Source organism: Streptomyces sp. H39-S7 (genome assembly GCF_027158205.1).
In the GTDB taxonomy this organism is placed as follows: Bacteria; Actinomycetota; Actinomycetes; order Streptomycetales; family Streptomycetaceae; genus Actinacidiphila.
In genome coordinates this window covers 1-20649 of the sequence record NZ_JAPVLU010000038.1, presented here as the reverse complement: position 1 = coordinate 20649, position 20649 = coordinate 1, and the positions used below count along the sequence as shown (strand labels likewise).

Here is a 20649-nt window from a genome sequence, read left to right as displayed (position 1 = left end):
CCGCCCGGTCCCGGGCACCGCAGAGGGAAGGAGGCACGATGTACCACGCACTCGACGCCGGCATAATCAGAGCGTCCGTCACACCTATGGCGGTCACGCTGCCCTCCTGGCCCGGGGAATCCGCCGGCCGTGCTCAACTGGGCGACTGGATGGGAGAGGTCTGGGCGGACGCATCTCGCGCCGAGGCCATCAGCCACGCGGCACCCGTACTCGCTCAAGCCGTCCGCAAGGCGCTTAACGGCTCCGTTCCGCAGACGCGCATCGAGAGCACCGCGCGATCCTTGGCCCGATATCTACTGCGGATGCAGCACCGCGCCACACCATTCGGCCTGTTCGCCGGAGCGGCCCCGGTGCGCCTCGGGCAGAGGGCACATGTCCGCTGGGGTACGGAGCACCGGGCGTTCGCCGGGGCTGACGCCGGGTGGCTGCGCGAGATCATCACGGCGTTGGAGCGGGACTCTGAGGTACTGCGGAACTTAGCCGTCATCGCGGATTCGACGTGGACCGTACAGGGCCCCCGCATCGTGGTGCCCTACCAGCCAGGCACGAGCGGGCCGACGAGCACCAGTCTGCGGCGCACCCGGGCCGCCGAACAGACGCTCGCGCTGGCCCGTACTCCGATCCGAGTCCGCGACCTCGTGGACAAGATTCGAACGAACTACCCCGACACCCCGGCGCCCACCATCGAGACGATGATCACCAACCTGGTGGACCACCGCGTCCTGCTCACGGAACTGTCGCCGCCGATGACGACCATGGACCCGCTCGGCCACCTGGTTCACCAGCTCAAAAAGGCCGAAGTCGACACCTCTGCCACCGCGCGGCTCCGCCACGTCCACCGAAACCTCCAGCGCCATGACCTCGCCCGCACCGACGAACAGGCGGGCTTGCGCGCAGAGGCCGTCGACCTGATGTCGGCGCTCACCAGCGTCACGGTCCGGCCCCTGGTGGTGAACGTCCGCCCGGACGCTGAGATCGTCCTGCCCGACAAGGTGGCGCGCGAGGCAGAGCAAGCTTTGAGGGCCATCGCGGGCATCACGCCGTATCCCAACGGCTCGCCTGCCTGGAACGACTATCGGACGCGATTCCTGGAGCGGTACAGCATGGGCACCGTCGTGCCGCTGCGCGACCTCACCGACGCGGACACCGGCCTCGGCGTCCCCGTCGGCTACCGGGGAACCGTGCTGCCACGTCCCGTCCTCGGCACGACACCACGCGACGAACACCTCCTCGCGCTTGCCCAGGACGCCGCGCTCACCAACCGGCGCGAGGTCACGCTTACCGAAGACGACATCAAGGCTCTGTCCGTCGGCGAGTCGACCCAGGTTCCCGCGCACGTCGAGCTGTGCTTCACCGTGCTCGCCACGTCCCAAAACGAGCTGGATGAGGGCCGGTTCAAACTGTCCACCGTGGGCCTGTCGCTGGCCGCCGGCACGACCACCGGCAGGTTCCTGTCGATGCTGCCGCCCGCGGAGTTGAACCGACGGTCGGCCGCGTACAAGGCGCTGCCGACGCTGACCGCTGGAGCGGTGCGTGCCCAGGTCACCTCACCCCCGATGAAGCAGCAGACGTTCAACGTCGGCCGGGCGCCTGTGGTCGCGCCCGAAGTGCTGGCCGTCGGCGAGCACAACCCGGCCGCCACCCTCGACCTGGACGACCTCGGAGTGGTCGCGGACGCCGGTCGCCTCTACCTGGTGACCCTCTCCACGGGCCGTGTCATCGAGCCGTCGGTGATGAACGCCGTCGAGCTGAGCCACGCCACCCACCCCTTGGTGCGCTTCCTGTGCGAGATACACCGCTCCCACGCCGCGATCCTCATTCCCTTCGCCTGGGGCGCCGCCGCCCGCCTCCCCTTCCTGCCCGAGATCCGCTACGGCCGCACCATCCTGTCCGCCGCCTGCTGGCGGCTCCGTGCGGAAAACCTGGGCGACGGGGAGGAGTGGGTGTTCAGATTCACCAACTGGCTCGTTCAGTACGGGGTTCCGCGCAACGTCTACGTCGGCTCCAACGACCAGCTCCTTCGGCTAGACCTCGGCCTGCCCGCCCACCGGGATCTCCTGCGGCACGAGCTGAACCGCCACCAGTCCGTCGTCCTGCACGAAGCACCAGACGAGAGCGCCTTCGGCTGGATCGGCCACGCTCACGAAGTGGTGCTTCCCTTCGTCGCCGACCAGGAGCCCACCCCGGCCCCCGTAGTTCGTCTCGACCGCGTGGCGGAGCGCGGGGCTGGACGTCTGCCGGGCAGCTCGGATCACGCCTTCCTCAAGCTCTACGGCAACCCGTCACGGGTGCCAGAGCTGTTGACGGCGCACCTGCCGCGTCTGCTCACGGGCTGGGACACCGACCTCGCCGCGTGGTTCGTCCGATACGCCGATCCCGAACCGCACGTTCGTCTGCGGCTCCGCTTGACGAACCCAGACGGATTCGGAGCCGCAGCGCAGAACGTCGCGGTCTGGGCGTCGGCACTTCGCGAAGAGGGCGTCATCCAGCGCATCACCTGGGACACCGACCAGCCCGAGACCGGCCGGTACGGCACCGGCGCGGCGCTGGATGCTGCCGAGGCGTACTTCGCCGCCGACTCCGCCGCGGCGCTCGCGCAGATGCTCCTCGATCCCGCCGACCTTCAGTCCGCAACAGCCGCAGCCTCGTTCGTGGACATCTGCGCTGGCCTGCTCGGCTCCCACTCAGCTGGACTCGACTGGCTGACGCGCAATCTGCGGCGCGCCGATGGCGAGGCCGCGCCCCGGCACGTCCAAGCCCTTGCCGTTCGACTTTCCGGCCCGGACCCCGCGCAGACCATGGTGGGCGAACCCGCGGTGATGCGGGCGTGGGAAGCGCGGCGTCGCGCGCTCCTGCACTACCGCGAGGCGTTGGAGGAGTCCGGGAGCGATCCGGCGGACGTGCTGCCGTCGCTGCTTCACATGCACCACAACCGCGTAGCAGGTATCGACCCGGCCGCCGAAGCGACCTGCCGCCGTACCGCCCGCGCGGCAGCTCTCTCCTTGATCGCCCGCTCAGAAGGAGCCCTGCGGTGACCGCAGCCCCACCGGCCGTCGACACATCACTGTCGTCCAAACAATCCCTCGCTCACGGACCACTGGGCGCCGCTCTCCTGCGCATCGAACGAGCCCGGCGCGGTACCGAAACGTGGGAGGGAGTACACCGCAGCCTGTCCGGCACTGGTCCCCTGATCGACGGCCCGACCGCCAGCCTCTTCCTGGGAGCCCCCGCCTTGGCCTTCGTCCTGCACCTGGCGGCCGACGGCAGCGGCGGGTACGCCGGCGCCCTCCAGAGCCTCGATGGCATCGTGGTCGCTCACGTTCGGGAGCGCCTTGCCATCGCACACGCCCGTATCAACACCGGCCGCCTGGCTGAGTTCGCTGAATATGACCTGCTCCGGGGCCTCACTGGAATCGGGGCGCTGCTGCTGCTGCGACAGCCGCACGGTCCGGAGACGAAGGCCGTCCTGGAGTACCTCGTTCGCCTCACCGAGTCTGTCTCGGTGGACGGCAACCTGCTGCCGGGATGGTGGGTCGGTCACGCACCGGCCAACAACAAGGCGACCATGCCCGGCGGCCATGCCAACGCCGGTCTGGCCCACGGCATCACCGGCCCGCTCGCACTCCTGGCCCTGGCCATGCGCTCGGGGATCACCGTAGAGGGCCACGAGACTGCCATACACCGCATCTGCCGGTGGTTGGATGAGATACGACTGCATGACCACCTGGGGGTCCGCTGGCCCCGCTGGATCAGCGAACGCGGCCCGGCTCCGGCTCTCCCCGCAGCCCCTTCCTGGTGTTACGGGACGCCAGGCTTGGCCCGCGCCCAGCAGCTCGCCGCGATCGTTACCGGCGACGATGACCGCAAGCGCATGGCCGAGCGCGCCTTGCTGCACTGCATGACCGACCCGAACCAGCTCGACCGGATAGCGGACCGCGGCCTCTGCCACGGCTTCGGCGGCGTCATCCGCACCGTGCTGCGCGTCGCCGAAGACGCCGAGACACCCTCCGCGTTCACCGCCCGTATGGGCCTGCTGACCGGCAGATTCCTGACCGCCGGCCCCCCGGAGGAAAAAGGCTTCCTACAAGGCAAGACCGGAGCTGCCCTCGCCTTCCAGGACGCCGAACCTGATGGCGCCGCACGACCTCAAGGCCATTGGGACACCTGCTTACTCCTTGCCTGACCCGCCAATCGAGGACTATCCATGGCCCCGGACCGCTGGTATCAGCACAACGTCACCTTCACCGACCGCGAGAGCGGCAAGACCTCCATCTCGGAACGCATCGGCCCCACGCTGCTGGCGGCCGAAGAAGCCGGAGAACTCGACGGCTGGTGGTTCATGAACAAGCAGCCCTGGCCGCTGCGCTACCGGGCCGCGCAACCGTCGCCGCTGGTTCAGTCGGCCCTGGAAGAGCTTGTTGCTGAGGGCACAGTGGAGTCCTGGGCCTCTGGCATCTATGAGCCGGAGAGCACCGCATTCGGTGGAGCCCTCTCGATGGACGCCGCCCACGACATGTTCTATGTGGACAGCCGGCACCTGCTCTTTTACCCGTTCGGTCCAGAAGGGCTCGGTCGCCGGGAGACTGCGGTACTCCTGCTGAGCTGCTTGATGAGGGCCGCGAACCTGGACTGGTTCGAGCAAGGAGACGTTTGGGCGAAGGCCGCAGCACTGCGCCCGGCCGCCCCCCTCACGCCGGAACGGACCGCCATCTTGATACCAGCGATGCGGACCCTAATGACAGCCGACATCCACAGCTTGTGCCGCGCGGGCGCCCCGTTCGATGGGCGGGCGGAGTGGGTGTATGGCTTCGAGCGGGCCGGTACGACGCTGGCTTGCCTCAACGCCGGGGGCGGGCTGTCCCGCGGTTTGCGCGCCGTCATCGCACATCACGTGATCTTCCACGCCAATCGCGCAGGTCTCCCGCTGAAAGACCAAAGCGCACTCTTCACAACCGCGCGCGAGGCAGCGATGCGATCGGGTCACAGCTGAAGCGACCGCATTGCTGACTGGCTATGACGACATGCGTGCCCTGGGGTCACACCCTGGACTCGGATTGATCTTGGCGTCGAGGGTCGACTATGAGTAGATCAAAGAAGCGACAACCATGGAGCAGGGGAAAGAACGTGGCGAACGGCGTGGAACAGCTGACGGTCAAGACCAGCCGCGGCAGGTTGATCGACGTGTACAAACCCACACACGTTGGCGTTGTGGCACGACCTGCCGTCCTTCTGTGGCACGGGCTCGGGCCGAACGAGCGAGACGTCATGGCCGCGATCGCGGAGCAACTTGCTCGCCTGAGCATCACAGCGTTTGCGGCGGACTGGCAGTCGGACGCGAAGGACGGCGGTCAAGGGGACCTGCTCGGTGCGCTGGCGTACGTGCGGGAGCACGCCACCGAGCACGGGGGCGACGGGCGGCTGGTGACAGTCGGCTGGTCAGCGGGAGCGGGGTCCGCGGTGTCGATGGCGCTCCGCCCTGACCTGGCGGACGGCTGGCGCCCACTAGCGGTGGTGGGTCTGGCCGGCCGCTACGATCTGGTGGCACGCTCGTCCGGCACTCCACCCGTCGAGGACCTGGCCACAACCACCGAGTCGCCGGTACCTGTGTGGTTGTCGCACGGAACGGCAGACGACGTGCTGGACTGGCGGGAGTCGCAGAAATTCGCGAGGGCCGTACTCGATCGGGGATGGCCGGTGCACTGGGAGCCGGTGGATACCGATCATGCGGGGCTCTTGGGGATGGAGTACGACGTGGCGGCGCAGCGGTGTGTGCCGTCACGGTCGGGGGGTGCACGGCGGGGTCTTCACAGCGCGGTGCGAATGGTCGGATCAGCCGTGCGCGGAGGCGAAGCCCTGTAGCGCAACGTGCCCCCGACCCGCCGGAGCCGCGGTCAGGGACACGTCTGAACTGGGTTGACATGCCAAGGCGCAGTCCATGGGGGTTAGCTGGCTGTCGGCACCAGTGGAGAGCCAGGTGCTGCGGCAGCGGCCGTGGCCTGGCGCTTGAAATGGGCCGCAATGCGCAAAAGGAGCTGCATTTCCCGTGCGGCAGTGTCAGCTGGCACCCGGGCGTCGGCCCACTCGACCGAGGTCGTGGCCTGGCGCCCTTCCTGGTGGGCGCGTAGTGCCTGGTGGATCTGCTCGGCGGTCACGGCGGCGGCGTGTTCGGGCGCGGCGAGTTGCGCGTGGCGGGTTTCGGCGGAGCCGCGGGCGCCGGCGTCCAGATATGGTCGCAGTTCGATCATGCCGTCGCGGATCTCGGTGCTACGCCGGTACAGGGCGAAGTTGATCGAACGCAGGCGCAGGAAGGTGGTGCGCTGGGGCGGGGCCTTGACGGCGGTGATCTCCGGGGAAGCGGTGTGGAGGGCCTCCCACAGGGGGCCGAGGCGCTTGTAGGTGTAGTGCTCGTTGGCCCATGTGTAGGTTTCGCGGGCGCGGTCGACAAGGGTGGGCAGGAGGTAGCCGACGCTGGTGAGTAGCGTGCCGAGGTCGCCGCATAGCCACGCAAGGTCGAGCCACTTGACGTCGGCCATACCGAGGAGGTTCGCGGTGCGGATGATGCTCTGGCCGATGGTGATGAGAGCGCCCACGGAGATGATGCGCAGGCTCCAGGCGACCCAGGCCACGCCCACGCGGTGCGCGAGCTTCCAGCACTGGACGGTGAGGTACCCCTGGGCGGCGGTGTAGGCGGCGATGTAGATGCTCAGGTAGGTGGCGTAGGACCACTCCCGCACCTGGAAGGTGGCGAAGTCGTCGGGAGGGATCTTGAAGAACGTCACCAGCAGGCCGGCGATGACGACAGCGCCGGCGGCGAAGAACCACTTCGCTGCACGGCGCGCCTGGCTGGGGGCGTAGGCCCAGTAGGCGATGACGCTGCTCTGGCACGTGCACACCAGCATGACCCAGCTCTGCGAGAGCGGGACGGCGATGTTGGTGACGCCGAAGGTGTTGTCGATGCGGGACCAGATCGGCGGCATCTCGATAACGAAGGAGCCGGCCGAAGCCAGGTACGTCAGAGCCAGCAGCAGGAGCGCTGCATTCGTCTTCTTCTTGCTGCTCTTCAGACCCCAGAGCAACAGGACGAATCCCAGGCTGGATATGGCCAGGCAGTAGGGGTGCAGCGCGCTCACTGTGGATTGTTCTTTCGTCGTATGAGAGTTTGCAGGATCCGGTCACCGTCCGGCCCTTGTGTCGCGGGAGCACCGCTGGAGCGGCGGACGTGCGCTTGCAGGTAGGTGCCGATGATCTCGGCTTCCAACTCCTGCTTGTCGTCGTACCGGGCCCGGCAGAGAACCATCTGGATCAGGTCTGGGTCAATGTCCCCGAGGATGATCCCGGCGGCGGATGCCGGGGTTACCTGCCCGCCCGCGTGCCCTTTGAGAAGGTGACCGAACTCATGGGCAATGATGTCGTCCTGGTGAGACGAGCTGGTGCTCGGGTCATAGCCGATGTGATTTACCCCATCAATCTTGACCAGCAGGCCGCAGGGGGTGCGTCCATCGGCAGAAAGGCTCGGCGAGATGATGATCGGCTCGCCAATCAGGCGCTCGATGTAGTCCGTCAGCTCGCGAACGCCGTGCACACAAGGCAGATCCAGGGACCGGACGAAGGTCCGGCATGCGCCCTGGATCGACTGCGCCGGCGCAGGCACTCCGGCTCGGCCGGTACGGCGTGAGCGGCGCCTCATGGGTCACTCCTCGTGCTAATCGTCAGATAGTGCCCCCCGCTCACCCTCGGGCGGAACGGGCCGCAGTCCTTCGGCTCGTCGGAACTGTTCAAGGACGGCTTGGACAGCGGAAAGCCCTCCGTCACTCAGCCCCACCGCGCGCATGGCGATGCTGCTGACTCGCGCGTCCTGCAGGCTTTTCAGCGTAACCGCGCTCACTCCGTGCTGATTCAGTCGGGCCAGTTCATCCAGTTGCGCCTTGAGGGCTGCGGGAGGGGTGCCCGCGCTCATCTTCTGAGTGAATTTGGCGAGCTGTCGATGCAACTTCTCGGGCGACGCACCGGATGCCTTCAGCCCGTTGAGCTGGACAATCAGGGCGTCAACGACCCTCGCCGTGGCGGCACTGGCCCAGTAGTCCCTCGGCACCCCAAACAGATCCGCAAGAGCGTCCATGTGCTTCAACGTCGGATTATCAGCCCGACCGGTGCGCAACTGCCACATGTAGGTGCCCGAGAAGCTGGGCAGACCCTGCTCCTCAAGCATCTGCACGACCTGCGGGTTACTGAGGGGACCCCGCGGATCGTGAGTGCACAGGAAGTCTAGGCGCTGGGCGAAGGTGCCCCTGGCGGGCTGCTCGTGGGCGTCGTCCGGAGTCTGCGTTCCCTGGTCATGGGTCACGACAGCTCCTCTCCTTCGGTATTAATCACGGTTGATACCAGTAGACAATCTGTTCGATCATCTGTCTAGGATAGCAACTGAACTTGTGGCTCCGCTTCGTGTCGGGGCTGCTCACGCGACAGATGCGCGAGCGCTACGTCCCGTGACTTCAACGTCGCCGCACCAGGGTGCGGAACCTGCTCGAAAGATCGGATGGACCCGTGAGCCCCCTCTTGGCCGACCAATGCCGACAAGCGCTTGCGCCAGCCCCGACGCGGGCACATCATGGCGGCAAACAGCGTCGCAGCCATGGCCTACCTTCGCCTTGGCACGGTCTACGGGATAGCGCGGGCTACCTTGGCAGCCCCGCCTCCCAGGCGAACGAGAACTTGCCTTTGGCGCTCCGGCGAAGCCTGGGTCAGATCGCTCCGGCGCGTGGTTCAACAAATTGTTGAGACGCAATTTTGTGAGGGTGCGGTGCAATCAACTCCGCCAATGGGAGCGAGCATGCCGTAGCTCAGCTTCGCCTACCGCCTCCAAGCGTGGCCCCCGCCAAGCACTCTAGATCATCGCGGCGACGCTCCCCGGCACACTGGCGCGAGCACTACCCAGGGGCGTTTCGACGTCCCGCCCCGTCACTCTCTGCAACTAGTACAGAGATTAAGAACCAACTCTGGATCTTGGCGCGGGTCTCTGCGTATGTTCATCGTCACCCCGGGCAACCCCGCCCGGCACTGCGGCTGCGAGGAGCCAGCGCCCCGGATCGAACCACACAGACCCGAAAGCAGCGGCGGCGCCCGAGAGGTACGAACTCCCGGACGCCGAACGCCAATCGGCATGACCGCCCCGGCAAGGGCGGAGATTGCCCACCATCACCACGCTGATCCCTTCCTCGGGACGTCTCAGCGTGGCAACACTGCAAAGGGGATTCTTGCATGCCTCCTGCCCTGCGCAAAAGGCCCATCCTCCTGGCCTGCGCGGCAGCCACTTTCGTCGCACTGAGTTGCCAGCCCCGCCTCACGGGCGGGAGTGGCCGATGAGCGTCGATGCCCGCGAATGGGTATGGCAGCACAGTGCCAGCCGGGGAATAGCGCGCCTGGTCCTGCTGTCGATCGCCGACCGGGTGCCCGACCAGCAGTGCGTGGCCTGGGCCTCGCTGACGAGTCTGGTCGAGCGGACCAACGCGTCGCGGACCGCGGTGCGCGACGCTCTGCGGGCTCTCGTCGCCGGCGATGAGCTGGAGCTGCTCGACGGCTATCAGGGACCGCTTCGCGCCACTGTCTATCGCCTGCCCCGCGCCGCCGCCTTCCTGGCCAAGGTCGATGCCGCCGGACAGGAAGACCCGGACGCACACGTCGAGCCGTCCGACGCTGACCCGCTACCTGAACTGAAGCCGGAGAGACTCCAGCGGTACGGGATCTGGCCCATCAAGAGAGCGGAATCCGCACCCTCGCAACGGAATCCGACCGGGGCGGAATCCGCACCCTCGCGACGGAATCCGACCCCTCGAAGGCACGGAATCCGCACCCTCGAAGGTGCGGATTCCGCCCCCCAGAACCGTAGTGAACCGAAGGTGAACCGTAGGTACAGCAGTAGGGCTGGCACCGTCACCTCGGCCAGCGAGTGGAAGGTCGACCCAGAAACCCACACCTGGGCCCGCCAGCAAGGGCACCTCGACCGCCTCGGCGAACAGGGCCTGCGGGCGGCCGACGCGAAGTGGCGGGCCCACCGCGCCGACCGCGGCGTGAAGTCGGCGGGAGTCTGGGCTGCCGACTGGCGCTCCTGGGTCGCCCGAGAACACCCCCCAGGCCACCCGAACCTCTACGCCCTGCCCGGCAAAGGCCCCTCACAGCCGGGCGGGATGACCCGCGCCGAGGCCCACACCGCAGCCCTCCTCGCCGCTCTCGACGACGAGCCGACCGCAACGGAGGGCTGACCATGGACCGCCGCGAAATCGCCGCCCTGCTGGCCTACATCGGCCGACTCGACCCCCGCACCAGCCGCACCGACCCCGGCGAGGCCCGCGACCAGCTCGCCCAGTGGCACGAGCTGCTCGGCGACGTGCCGATGGCCACACCGCACGGCTGGGACGCCCGCATCGCCGCCCGCAACCACATCCGCATCTCGCCCTACCCGATCGTGGCCGCCGATATCGGCCGCCCATGGGAGAGCTACCGACGCGACCGCCTGGGACGCCACACCGACCCCACCCCGGCCGTCGACCCAGACGACCAGGCCGCCTGGACCGCCGCCCTGGTCAGCGCCCGGCGCGCAGTGGCTACCGGCAGCGCGCAGCCCATGCAGTACCGGGCCATCACCAGCGGGCAGCGCGATCCGGAACTGGAAGCACGGCTGCGGGAGGTCGGCTCCTGCATACCGCCCACCCCCCGGGCAGCCCTCGCGCGCTACCGGCCCGCCCGCGCAGCTCGCGAGGCCGCCGTCGCCCAGGGCCGGCCCGACGCCCTCGCGGTGCGCTGCGACTGGTGCCTAGCCCCGATCGGCGAGCCGTGCCGCCGTCGGCGGACGGGCCCCGACGGAAAGGCACGCGGAACCGCCCCGTGTGCCACCGCGCACCCCAGCCGCCTCGACCTCGCCACCGCCCAGCAGAACCAGCAGGCCCAGCAGCCCTCGATGGCCTGATCGCCCTGCCGTGCACCGCCAGCACGCCACCGTCCTGCCCCCAGCTGCGGCGCCTGCCCTGCGCCGCAACTGGCACCCGCCCGACGCCCGCGTCCTTCTCCCGCCGACCCGACCGGCCGACGCGGCAGCACATCGGAGACCACCATGCGCCACATCACCACCCACCACACGCCACCCACCGGCCTGCGCGCTATCGGTGACACCAGCTGGCACACCCGCGGCGCGTGCCACGGCATGGACGTCGAGGACGCCGACGCCGTGTTCTTCCCCGGGCCCCGGGACCACGAAGACATCGCCGAGGCGAAGGAGCTGTGCGGCTGGTGCCCGGTGCGCCGCGACTGCCTCAACTTCGCCCTGGAGAACGTCCTCAAGGAGGGCATCTGGGGCGGGCTCACCGAAGCCGAACGGCGCCCCTGGCACGACGGGCTGCACAAGCGCACCGACTACGCCCGCGTCATCGCGTTCTTCAACGGGCGCGACGTGCACCTGACCGAGGACGAGCGCCAGCTCGTCATCGACCACGCCTACGTCCGCGGCTGGCGCACCGCCCGGCTCGCCGGCGCCCTGCAGATCAGCCCCAAGCACGCCCGCGACCTGCTGCGCCAGGCCGCCCTCAAGGTCTTCGACCGCGACCGCACCTACGGCGTGCCGAAGCCCAAGAAGAAGCGAAAGCGCAAGCCGGCTGCCCCGAAGGCCACCCAGCCCGGCACCCAGCAGCCGGCGGCGCCGGCCTCGGCGCACGTCCCCCTCGGAAAGGCCGCATGACCCACCCAGTCCTGTCCCTTGGTGCCGCTCCGGATCTGCCACTCCTCCTCGCGATCGGCGCTCCCCTCGCCGCCCTCTCCCTGGTACTGACCGGGCGGGTGATCCGACGCCGGGGCGCCCTCCCGCAGAAACGTCTCGGCAGCCCGGCGGTCAAAGTCGCTGCCCTCGCCGCGCTCGGCTGCACCGCCTACAGCGCGGACACCTCGTGGCGGTTCGCCGCGGACTTCCTCGACATCGCCGGCACCACCGAGCGCGTCGGGATGTTCGCCGCCGCCGAACTCGCCCTGTTCGCAACCGCCCTGATGGCCCGGGAGCACTTGGCCAGCGAGGGGGCGCCGGGCCTGCCGGGCACGCTGGTCTGGGTGATCACCGGGGTGCAGGTGATCCCCGCCTACGCCGAGAGCGGTCCGGTCGGCGGCACGGTCCGCGCCTTCGTCGGTCCGATCATGGCGGCGGTGCTCTGGCACCTGGCCATGGGCATCGAACTGCGCCTGCGCACCCCGGGCGCCGCCTCCCACGGGCTGCTCGCCACCCTGGGACGGGAGGCACGCGAACGGCTGCTGTCCCGCCTGGGCATCGCCGCCCGAGACCGCGACGCCGCACAGATCACCCGCGACCGAGCCACCACCCGCGCAGTCGCCCTGGCCGCCCGCCTCGCCGAACGCGCGCCCGAGCAGCAGCAGGGACAGCGCGGCCGACGACTCACCCGACGGCTGTCGAAGGCTCTAGGCAGGGCCTCGGTCGGCACCGACCCCCTCCAGCGCGCGCAGCTGCTCGACCAACTCGCCGTCCGCCGGCACGCCCTCACCCTCGCCACGGTCCCGCTCCCCTCCCCCTGGTCCCCGCACCACGGCACCAGCGGAACAGCCACCACGGTCCCCACCCCGAACCCCTCCAGTACGGCGGTCCCCACCCGCGGTCCCCACGGTCCCGCCGCACCGATCGGGGACCGGGGACCGCACAGGGAAAGGGGACCGGTCCCCGGAAGCGAAGACCGTGACTCGGGGACCGAAGCTGGCCGGCCGGAGCTGGAACAGGGGCACGACGACGGTGCGGGGACCGACCGCCCTGGGGTTGAAATGCCAGCTCAGGCCCCTGAATCGACTCAAGGACCGGCCGGGACCGAATCGGGGACCGAACCCACCGGGGACCGGGGACCGAGCCACACCAACGCGAGGACCGACCTCACCCGGGACCGGGGACCGAGCCACACCAACGCGGGGACCGAGCCAGCCGGGGACCGGGGACCGAGGGCAGGGCACAAGGTTCCTCTGCGGCGGAAGCCGACCACGAAGGCCAAGAGCAAGCGCAGCAGCCGGTCCCGCAGCCCGCAGCGTCCGCCGCGCGAGTCGGAGCAGACGGCGGACCAGCTCGCCCAGCAGGTCCGCCCCCACGTCCCCGCTCTGCTCGCACGCGACGGCAACGAAGCGGTCACCCGGGTCCAGCTGCGGGAAATCCTGCGGCGCGAGGGCCTGACAGGCGGCCGAAACGACCGACTGAGCCTTGTCCTCCAGCAACTGCGGAGCGACAACACCACCCAGACCAGGAGCACTACCCGATGAAGACCTGCCACCAGTTCAAGACCGTCCGCGCGGAGTACGAGCGGGAGATCGGCTTCATGCTCGCCCACTCCGTACGGCACGAGGGCAGGCCGGCGGCGAAGTCCAGCGCGAAGCAGGCCGCATCGACGAAGGCACGGATGGCCCGGGCGCTCAACAGCCACGTCGGGCGCTGCCCCGAGTGCGGCTGAATCGGGCAAAACAGCAGGTCATCACCCCTATCCGCCATGGGTGGCTCGGCTCTGCGCCGGGCTACCGCCCTGCTTAAGGAGGTACGCCGTGATACCGCGTCATCCTCGTTCATCCGAGCCCACGACCGCCGAGGCCGGCACCTGGGCGGACGTCCTGGTCCGCCGACGGCTCCTGCACGCCGCCGTCCTCTGCCCGACCGGCCAGTGGCTCATCCAGCACCAGCCCGACGGACCCGTCCACGTCCTCAAGGGACCAGCCCAGGTCGTCGAACTGGTCGCCACCATCCAGCACCGCACCCACTCCACGAGGCCCGCATCCCGATGACGAACCCGACCCAGAACGCCAACACCCCGGAACCCGCTCATGACCTCAACTCGGTTCCGGGGCGAGCAAGTTATCCCATTTGCATTGCTCCCGTCGGGAGCAATGCAAATGGGTCCCCCGCCCCCAAAGTGGCGGGGGAATCGGACCGGCACCAGGGGGCGCCGGTCCGGGAAGATGCGGCCGAGGGCGGACCGCATCTCCAGGAAAAGACACAGCACACCTGCCACAGCACACACTGCACTCACGCCCCGCCCGCGAAACCGCGCACGCGCCAGCGCCTCCACGACGCGCACAAGCGCGAGCACCAGCCCAGCTGCCGCATGAACAACGAAGAGTTCCAGCAGCTCGTCCGCGCCGCCGCCGCATGCCAGATGAGCGTCGCCAGTTTCCTCGCCTACGCAGCGCTCAAAGCCGCCGGCGATCTCAACCGCACAGCCGCCGCGATTGCTTCGGAACGCGAAGTGATTTCGGAACTATTCGCGGTCCGCCGCCACCTGAACCAGATCGGCAACAACCTCAATCAGGTAGCCAAGGCCACGAATTCCGGTGCAGACGTTCTGCACGCCACGGCCGTCCTCAACGCTGTCCGAGCCGCTGCCCAACGTGTGGACGCCTTCACTCAGCGCTACCTAGACACCGAATCACGAGCCAGGTGATCCCCCGCGTCCACAAGCGCGGGTCACGCACCATCGGCCTGCTCGCCTACCTCTACGCGACCAGTACCCACGAAGAACACACCGACCCCCACCTCGTTGCGGCCTGGGACGGTTTCGCCCCTGACCCCGGCCGCGATCCGCAGGCGACTCTGAAGCAACTCCAGCAGCTCCTGGACCAGCCGGTCAACGCCTTGCCGGCGTCGCGGCGTCCGGACAAGCACGTCTGGCACCTGTCAGTGCGGACCGCTGCGGAAGATCCGCTCCTGACCGACGAGCAGTGGGCGCAGATCGCCCGACGCATGCTCGCGGCGACCGGCATCGCCCCGGCGGACGACGACACCGCTTGCCGCTGGGCTGCCGTGCGCCACGCGGGCGACCACATCCACATCATCGCCACCCTCGTGCGCGAGGACGGTCGCAGGCCGCGGCTGAACAACGACGCTAAGCGCTCCCAGGCCGAAGCCCGCCTGATCGAAGCCGAGTACGGCCTTAAGCAACTCAACACCGGCGACGGCACCGCAGCCCAACGCCCCACCAGCGCGGAGCGGCACAAGGCCCAGCGGCAGGGCCGCGAGCGCACCGCGCGTGAGGAGTTGCGCGAGAGCGTACGCCGAGCGGTGACAGGCGCCACGAGCGAGGGGGAGTTCTTCGACCGGCTGGCCGCCGCCGGCCTCCTGATCCGCAAGCGCGCAGCTCCCTCCGGCGACCTGCTCGGCTACAAGGTGGCCCTGCCGGACGACCGCAACAAGGACGGCGAGCCCGTGTTTTACCCCGGGGCACGGCTGGCCCCGGACCTTTCCCTGCCCAGGATCCGGGAGCGCTGGTCCGCCGATTTCGGGAAAATCTCGCCGCCAGGTGCTCCCGGCCGCGCAACGCCTGCCAGCCCCTCCGCCGCGCGCCGGCGAACCGCGTCGGTTGCCTGGACGGCGATCACGATCGTCGAACACGGCGACGACGCGGTCGCCGCTGCCCACATCGCGGCGGCCGGTGAGGTACTGGACGCGCTCGCGAAGACGTCCGCCGCCCACACCCGGCGCGAACTGCGCGATGCCGCATCCGCGTTCGAGCGGGCTTCGCGTTCCCACGTCCGGGCAGAACGCGGGCACGATCGTGCCTTGCGGCAGGCCGCCCGCGATCTCGTCCAGGGCGGGCCCGCCCTGGGTCGAGGCGAAGACGGTGCGACGACCGCGATGGCCATCGACATGCTGTTCTTCCTCATCACGACCACCGCGCACTGGCACGCGAAGAAGGGGCACGCGCAGCAGGCCGCCGCCGCCCTCCAAGCCGCCACGCACCTGCGGTCCGCCTACCAGGCCGCAGCCGCCCAACCGCTCGCGGTCCTGTACCAGCGCGGGCAGCGCCTGCCCCGGCCGCTGCTCCAACGGCAGACGGTACTGCTGCGTGTAGCGGTGCCGGAGTTGGCAGAACGGATCCTCGCCGAACCCGGCTGGTACGCACTGGCAGCGACCATCGCCGAGGTCGAAGCCGCCGGCCTCGACCCAGCAACCCTTCTGAGCAGCACAGCACACCGACGCGAACTCGACACCGCGGACTCGGTGAGCGGAGTTCTGACGTGGCGCCTGCGACGTCTGGCGGAACTACCGGCCGACGCCTCTGGGCTCCCGGACTCCGGCACGGTGGAAGGCGCGTCTGCCGAACGTCCGGCAACGCCTCGTCCCACCACGCCCGGCGGGCCTCAAGGCGAGAAGCCGGCGGGCAACACACGCTGAGCCCTGCCGTTACTCGGCCGCAGACTCAGCACGCCGCCCGAGCTGCGAAGGGTTAACACACGCGCACGAAGACGTATGCGCGACAAACCACGAGTCGAGCCAGTAGGCGCCGTGCAGTTGGGCGAAAGTAGGGGGTGAGGTGTGGCTAGGCATACCGGGCAAACGCCGTCTTCCGCCTTGTGGAAACGTGCCGTGGCGAACTCGTGATCCTCCGCGCTGGACTGCGCATGACGGGCATGCCGCCCCATGCGGCGCGACTGTTGATTTTGTGAGTTGAAGGCCGCCCGGGATCTGGGGCACGATCATGACGCGTGCAGGACGAGACGAGGGAGGGCGCCAGGGTGTTTCACCGGATACGCCGCCGTGCGAAGGAGCCCCGCGCAGCGCAGCAACGGTTCTTCGAGATGTCGGCGCAGTTGCAGGGGCAGGTGCCGCCGCAGGTCGAGCGGGTGCGGGCCGAACTGGATTACGCCGAGCCGGCTGCCGTGGTGGACGACTTCCTTCCGCCGGAACTGCGGGTTTCGAGCCACAATCAGGTCGCTGGCCGGATGACGTCCTGGAAGCAGCCGCTCGTCCTCGACGGCGAGATGGTCGCCTGTACCGAGTGCGGGACGTACCGGGACTGGCTCATCCTCTCCACCCGCAACCAGATCTGGTTGCGCTGCCAGGCAGGGCATCAGCAGCCTGAGCCGCGTCTCGACACCGCCTGGTACAACCGGCACACCGGCCCCCCGACGCAACCCACGCCACGTTCGAGGACTGCCTGCGCCACCTCGGCCACTGACCCCCGCCCCTACGACCATGCGCGTTCGCGTGCCACCGCCCTTTGCCTCACCGCCGTCACCGTCCTCGCCCGCTCCACCCACACCACCAAGGGCAAGCCCGACAGGGCTTCCTCCGCCCACGCCGAGAATCCTGCCGGTGGCGACCAGAGCCCCGCTCCGCTGTCGCCAGCCACGCTGAAGGCCCGCCTGCTCGACGAGAGCGACCTCGGCGACGGCTACCTGCGCAAAGCCCGAGCGCCCGTCCCAGCACGAAGACGTCACCGTTCCCGGCTTCTGAACTTGAATCCGTGATGTCGGTCAGGCTCCGTGATCAGGTCCGTGCCGGTAAGGGAGCCGTCGCGTGGGTGCGGGCGGTCCTGGATGATCTGCTGTGAGCTTGCCTTTGACGGCCCCAGAGCTGGCCGAGGCCCTCGAGGAGCAGGAGTTGGTCCTCGAGGGCCGGCCCGGCTGCGTCGAGCGGTACGGCGAGCAGTCGGCGCAGCGGCTGTTCACCCGAGCGTTCGTCGCGACCGTGCAGTGGCTGGCCGGCCTCGGGCCTCTGGCGTGCGCCGCGCGATCGCGGGCGGCGCCGATGTCCGTGCTGCTTCCTGTGGTCGCTCGCTGACGGACAACTGCGAGTGGTCCTGCGGCTACAGCAGGCGGTTCGGCGCGATGTATGGGGACTACGCCATCCAGACGCGGATCCCCGAGTCCAGTGCCCACTGGTACGCGAAGGTCTCGGTTGGGCACCTGCCAGTGGGAGCCCGGCCCCCGCCCACGGTCACCTGGCCCCCACTGACATCTCGTTGTCCTGTGCAGAGCTTGCGGTGTGTCAGCAGTCGCGCAGCTCGGAGACGTACGGTGCGGTTCCGGGCTTGGATTCGCCGTGGTCCTGTCCCGGGTTGAGGCTGAAGCAGCCCCCGTCAGTGGTGCCCACCCAGATCATGCGGGTCCGGATGGGGTAGGTGCAGTTGTTCTTGGCGTTCGCCAGCGAACGGTACTTGCCGTCGCGGATGTAGTCGGTTTGGTACAGGTAGACGCAGGTCGGCGCGGAGCTGACGCTGGCCGGCGACGCTGTGGGCGCGGCGACGGCGGACACAGGTGCCGCGGTGGCCGTGGCCACGCTGGCGAACAGACCACCTGCGGCGAAGCCTGCGATCACAACAGTACGGATGAAGTGGGATTTCATGGTGATAGCTGCCTTTCGATGTAGTGAGCCTCTGGCACCTCGGCGAGAAGCGCTGATTCGTCTGTAGGGCACGGCCTGGTTCGACTCCCACGGGAGTGCGGCTGTGAACAGAAGGCCCCACTGCCCGGCTGTCCGATGGCCGCGGCATCCGCCGCGGTCGGCGGGAAAACGGAAGGCAACCCTGCTGTACCGGCTTGCCCCTGGGCAGTTCCGCTGCACCGCCCCCGCCGTGGAGGCGCACGAGAGCTGGGCGTCCGAAGGGACCGGGACAGGATTCCTACCCGGTGACCCGGTTGGCGTCGGTGAAGTGGTCATACGCTGCCTGCCCTTGTCGTACCTCCAGGAGTTTCGGTACGCCGAACACCATGAATGTTCCGGGCTGCCGGTACGGGCGGCTACGCCCTGAAGGTATGGCTTAAAGGAGGGCCACGCTGTGCGGCGCTATCGGTTCCCGTCCAGCAGTTCCCGCCCCAGAGCGGTGGCCATGTGCAGTACGGAACCACCGCGTCGGCTGGTGGTGATGAGGCGCGCGTCGCGCAACGCCTTGGTGTGCTGGCTGACGGCCGGCAGGGAGACACCGAGCCGCGCGGCCAGTTCCGTGGTGCTGCAACCGTCGAGGGCCAAGCGCAGCGCAGCGGCCCGGGTACGTCCGAGCAGGGCGCCTAGGGGATTGTCCGTCCTGGGGCCACCGGGGTGCCACAGCGCCGCGGCCGCGGCCGGGTCGGTTACCGCGGGCACGGTCAGCTGCGGCACCGACTCGTCGTCGTGCGGGTCGTACAGCAGGCTGAACTCGCGCCAGGAGAACACGGTCGGCACCAGGATCAGCCCTCTGCCGCCCAGGTGGACCTCGACCGGGCGCGGGTAGCGAATCTCCAGCACGGGCGGCCGCCAGCGCACCAGCGGAGGGCTCAGGGCGGCCAGCAGTGTCTCGACTCCCCCCTCCAGGAACGTGCGGGCGTACTGCGCACGCACCACGTCCAGCCGTGGCCGCGAAGCCGCCCAGTAGGGTGCGACGGTCGCCCGGTGACAGGCCACGAGGCCGGCCGCCAGCAACCGTCGGGCGTCGGAGTCCCCGTCGGCGACGGCCCGCGCCCAGGACCTGTGGGCGGGACCAACGGCGACGGGTTCCAACTCCCGGCGTACACGGGTGCGCGGTGCGCGCAGCAGGGCCTCCACGGCGTGGTCGATGTCGGGCGAGTCGCCTGCCAGCGCGAGCAGGTCGAGACCGGGTCCTGTGGTCGGCACCAGTGTGGTGAGGGGTGCGGTGTCCGCGCCGAGGTGGCCGGCCACGGAGGCGCGCCAGCGCTGGAAGGGCAGCGGGAGGGAAGGTCTCCGCAGCATCTCCAGGCTGTAGTACGTCTCCGCGGCGGCCCCGATCGTACTGGCCACCCGGGTGCGGGCGAGATCTTCCGCGGTGAAGTGAATACGTAGCACCACAGACCCCCGTCATGGAGCGGGGGACACCTTGGGCGCGGTGTTGGTCCCACCGCCACATCCGTGGCAGCCGTCACATTGTCGGGCGCGACGAGCGGGGCCTGCTACGCCCTTTCCGGACTATTCGCCCCCTTGCCCGGTTGAGGGGTGGGCTCACCGCTCTCGCGTCTGTCTGACGCCGGCGCTGTCGTGGGCGTGGGCGACACCGGGCTGGGATGTCCGGCCGTTCGCGTACTGCGGTTTCCACGTTCGCCCGCAGTGGGTATGGCCGGGCGGTTTCCGCCGGGCGCGGGCGATGGGGATCGCCGCAGGGAAGTTGCTGCTGCCGGGCCGCGCGGCGCGGGTTGCAGACGATCGTGTGGGCCACGTGCCTGCGGATCCGGAAGGCACAGCAGAGCCGGGCCTGGCGGGGCGAGGGCTCCGCCGTCCCGCGTCGGGACAACGGCCTACTTCCCAAACCCGCCGCAGCCCAGGAGCGATCAGCCGCACTGAATGCGGCGCCCCACGCGGCGTGGGCCGGGATAACGGCGGCTCTCGGGGATACCTGCACGGTGGTTGCCATGGCAGAGGTCCTCGCTTCTGCGGGTGCCTGCTTTCGTGTCGACGCCAGCACCGGTGGTCTGTTCCGCTACGTGAGGGCGCTTACGTACGGACCCTCCCTCTACCCAGGGTCATTGCGTGATCGGGATCTGTCCGGGTTCGTCACGTGAGGCCGAGGGTTCGTAGGGGCCGGAGGTAGTCGCGGCCGGTGTGGCGGAGGGCGGCGGCGATGTTGGTCTGGCCGTCCTGGCGGAAGACGCTGATGGTGAGGTTGCGCAGGGAAGCCATGGCGCGGGGCAGCGTGCCGGTGCGGACCTTGGAGTCGTCCTCGCGGAACGCGCGGTCCCGGACGTGGTGCAGCAGGTTCTCGATGCCCCAGTGGCCTCTGATCCAGGTGGCGAGTTCAGGGGGGGGTGGCGTCGAAGATGCTCAGGCTGGTGATCAGATAGACGCGCTCGATGGCCAGCTTCCCGGTGCTCAAGTCGCTTCGCCACCCCACCACTTGGATCGCCTGCCGGGCGCCCGGGGTAATC

18 protein-coding genes and 3 pseudogenes are annotated in these 20649 nt (G+C 69.2%); 15 read left to right on the top strand and 6 right to left on the bottom strand.

Going from position 1 to position 20649, the window contains the following annotated elements; translation table 11 throughout:
- The first annotated feature begins 38 nt into the window (after positions 1–38).
- The 4 genes and pseudogenes from O3X23_RS30420 to O3X23_RS30405 all read left to right on the top strand — a co-directional run bounded on the left by O3X23_RS30420 (position 39) and on the right by O3X23_RS30405 (position 5859).
- Entirely contained in the window at positions 39–3035 is a 2997-nt protein-coding gene (locus O3X23_RS30420) for a lantibiotic dehydratase (protein WP_269275173.1), read from the top strand.
- Entirely contained in the window at positions 3032–4183 is a 1152-nt protein-coding gene (locus O3X23_RS30415; RefSeq protein WP_269275171.1) for a lanthionine synthetase C family protein, read from the top strand. The genes O3X23_RS30420 and O3X23_RS30415 overlap by 4 nt, the downstream gene beginning before the upstream one ends.
- Positions 4184–4204: 21 nt before the next feature.
- A pseudogene (locus tag O3X23_RS30410) lies at positions 4205–4972 on the top strand (thiopeptide-type bacteriocin biosynthesis protein); the annotation flags it as partial.
- Positions 4973–5124: 152 nt separating this feature from the next.
- Positions 5125–5859: an alpha/beta hydrolase gene (locus O3X23_RS30405; protein ID WP_269275169.1), complete on the top strand. Its 735-nt coding sequence runs from the start codon at positions 5125–5127 to the stop codon at positions 5857–5859.
- A gap of 83 nt (positions 5860–5942) precedes the next feature.
- On the opposite strand, the gene O3X23_RS30400 is transcribed toward O3X23_RS30405, so the two are convergent.
- Genes O3X23_RS30400 through O3X23_RS30390 form a run of 3 tightly spaced genes read right to left on the bottom strand, consistent with a single transcriptional unit; the run spans position 5943 to position 8344 of the window.
- Positions 5943–7130 (bottom strand): MAB_1171c family putative transporter, encoded by a 1188-nt coding sequence (locus tag O3X23_RS30400; protein ID WP_269275167.1) that lies wholly within the window; start codon positions 7128–7130, stop codon positions 5943–5945.
- Positions 7127–7687: a toxin gene (locus tag O3X23_RS30395; protein WP_269275165.1), complete on the bottom strand. Its 561-nt coding sequence runs from the start codon at positions 7685–7687 to the stop codon at positions 7127–7129. The genes O3X23_RS30400 and O3X23_RS30395 overlap by 4 nt, the downstream gene beginning before the upstream one ends.
- Before the next feature lie 15 nt (positions 7688–7702).
- Positions 7703–8344 carry a hypothetical protein gene (locus O3X23_RS30390; protein WP_269275163.1) on the bottom strand — a complete coding sequence of 214 codons (642 nt, stop codon included), beginning with the start codon at positions 8342–8344 and terminating at the stop codon, positions 7703–7705.
- Positions 8345–9359: 1015 nt separating this feature from the next.
- Between O3X23_RS30390 and O3X23_RS30385 the strand changes: the two genes are divergently transcribed.
- The 11 genes and pseudogenes from O3X23_RS30385 to O3X23_RS30335 form a co-directional block, all read left to right on the top strand.
- On the top strand, positions 9360–10259 hold the full coding sequence (locus O3X23_RS30385; RefSeq protein WP_269275161.1) for a helix-turn-helix domain-containing protein: 900 nt from the start codon (positions 9360–9362) through the stop codon (positions 10257–10259).
- A 2-nt stretch (positions 10260–10261) separates the two neighbouring features.
- Entirely contained in the window at positions 10262–10963 is a 702-nt protein-coding gene (locus O3X23_RS30380; protein WP_269275159.1) for a zinc finger domain-containing protein, read from the top strand.
- A gap of 144 nt (positions 10964–11107) precedes the next feature.
- The gene (locus tag O3X23_RS30375) at positions 11108–11728 is read left to right on the top strand and encodes a WhiB family transcriptional regulator (RefSeq protein WP_269275157.1); all 621 of its coding nucleotides are present in this window, start codon (positions 11108–11110) and stop codon (positions 11726–11728) included.
- On the top strand, positions 11725–13290 hold the full coding sequence (locus O3X23_RS30370) for a hypothetical protein (RefSeq protein ID WP_269275155.1): 1566 nt from the start codon (positions 11725–11727) through the stop codon (positions 13288–13290). The genes O3X23_RS30375 and O3X23_RS30370 overlap by 4 nt, the downstream gene beginning before the upstream one ends.
- Positions 13287–13478 (top strand): hypothetical protein, encoded by a 192-nt coding sequence (locus O3X23_RS30365; protein WP_269275154.1) that lies wholly within the window; start codon positions 13287–13289, stop codon positions 13476–13478. The genes O3X23_RS30370 and O3X23_RS30365 overlap by 4 nt, the downstream gene beginning before the upstream one ends.
- Positions 13479–13566: 88 nt before the next feature.
- Positions 13567–13803: a hypothetical protein gene (locus tag O3X23_RS30360; protein WP_269275153.1), complete on the top strand. Its 237-nt coding sequence runs from the start codon at positions 13567–13569 to the stop codon at positions 13801–13803.
- Positions 13800–14459 carry a plasmid mobilization protein gene (locus O3X23_RS44335; RefSeq protein ID WP_443048020.1) on the top strand — a complete coding sequence of 220 codons (660 nt, stop codon included), beginning with the start codon at positions 13800–13802 and terminating at the stop codon, positions 14457–14459. The genes O3X23_RS30360 and O3X23_RS44335 overlap by 4 nt, the downstream gene beginning before the upstream one ends.
- A complete protein-coding gene (locus tag O3X23_RS30350) occupies positions 14456–16189 on the top strand; it encodes a relaxase/mobilization nuclease domain-containing protein (protein ID WP_269275149.1) in 1734 nt (577 codons plus the stop codon). The genes O3X23_RS44335 and O3X23_RS30350 overlap by 4 nt, the downstream gene beginning before the upstream one ends.
- Positions 16190–16530: 341 nt before the next feature.
- Positions 16531–16973, top strand: a pseudogene (locus O3X23_RS30345) (hypothetical protein).
- Between the two features lie 371 nt (positions 16974–17344).
- The gene (locus tag O3X23_RS30340) at positions 17345–17578 is read left to right on the top strand and encodes a hypothetical protein (RefSeq protein WP_269275147.1); all 234 of its coding nucleotides are present in this window, start codon (positions 17345–17347) and stop codon (positions 17576–17578) included.
- Positions 17518–17715 (top strand): annotated as a pseudogene (locus tag O3X23_RS30335) (family 1 glycosylhydrolase); the annotation flags it as partial. The gene O3X23_RS30340 and the pseudogene O3X23_RS30335, both read left to right, overlap by 61 nt.
- A gap of 70 nt (positions 17716–17785) precedes the next feature.
- On the opposite strand, the gene O3X23_RS30330 reads toward O3X23_RS30335, so the two are convergent.
- From O3X23_RS30330 to O3X23_RS30320, 3 genes are all read right to left on the bottom strand, one after another.
- Positions 17786–18142 carry a hypothetical protein gene (locus O3X23_RS30330; RefSeq protein ID WP_269275144.1) on the bottom strand — a complete coding sequence of 119 codons (357 nt, stop codon included), beginning with the start codon at positions 18140–18142 and terminating at the stop codon, positions 17786–17788.
- Positions 18143–18583: 441 nt separating this feature from the next.
- Complete coding sequence (locus tag O3X23_RS30325) at positions 18584–19579, bottom strand: ArsR/SmtB family transcription factor (RefSeq protein ID WP_331283965.1); 996 nt, start codon at positions 19577–19579, stop codon at positions 18584–18586.
- A 699-nt stretch (positions 19580–20278) separates the two neighbouring features.
- Positions 20279–20404 (bottom strand): hypothetical protein, encoded by a 126-nt coding sequence (locus O3X23_RS30320; protein WP_269275142.1) that lies wholly within the window; start codon positions 20402–20404, stop codon positions 20279–20281.
- Positions 20405–20649: the final 245 nt, after the last annotated feature.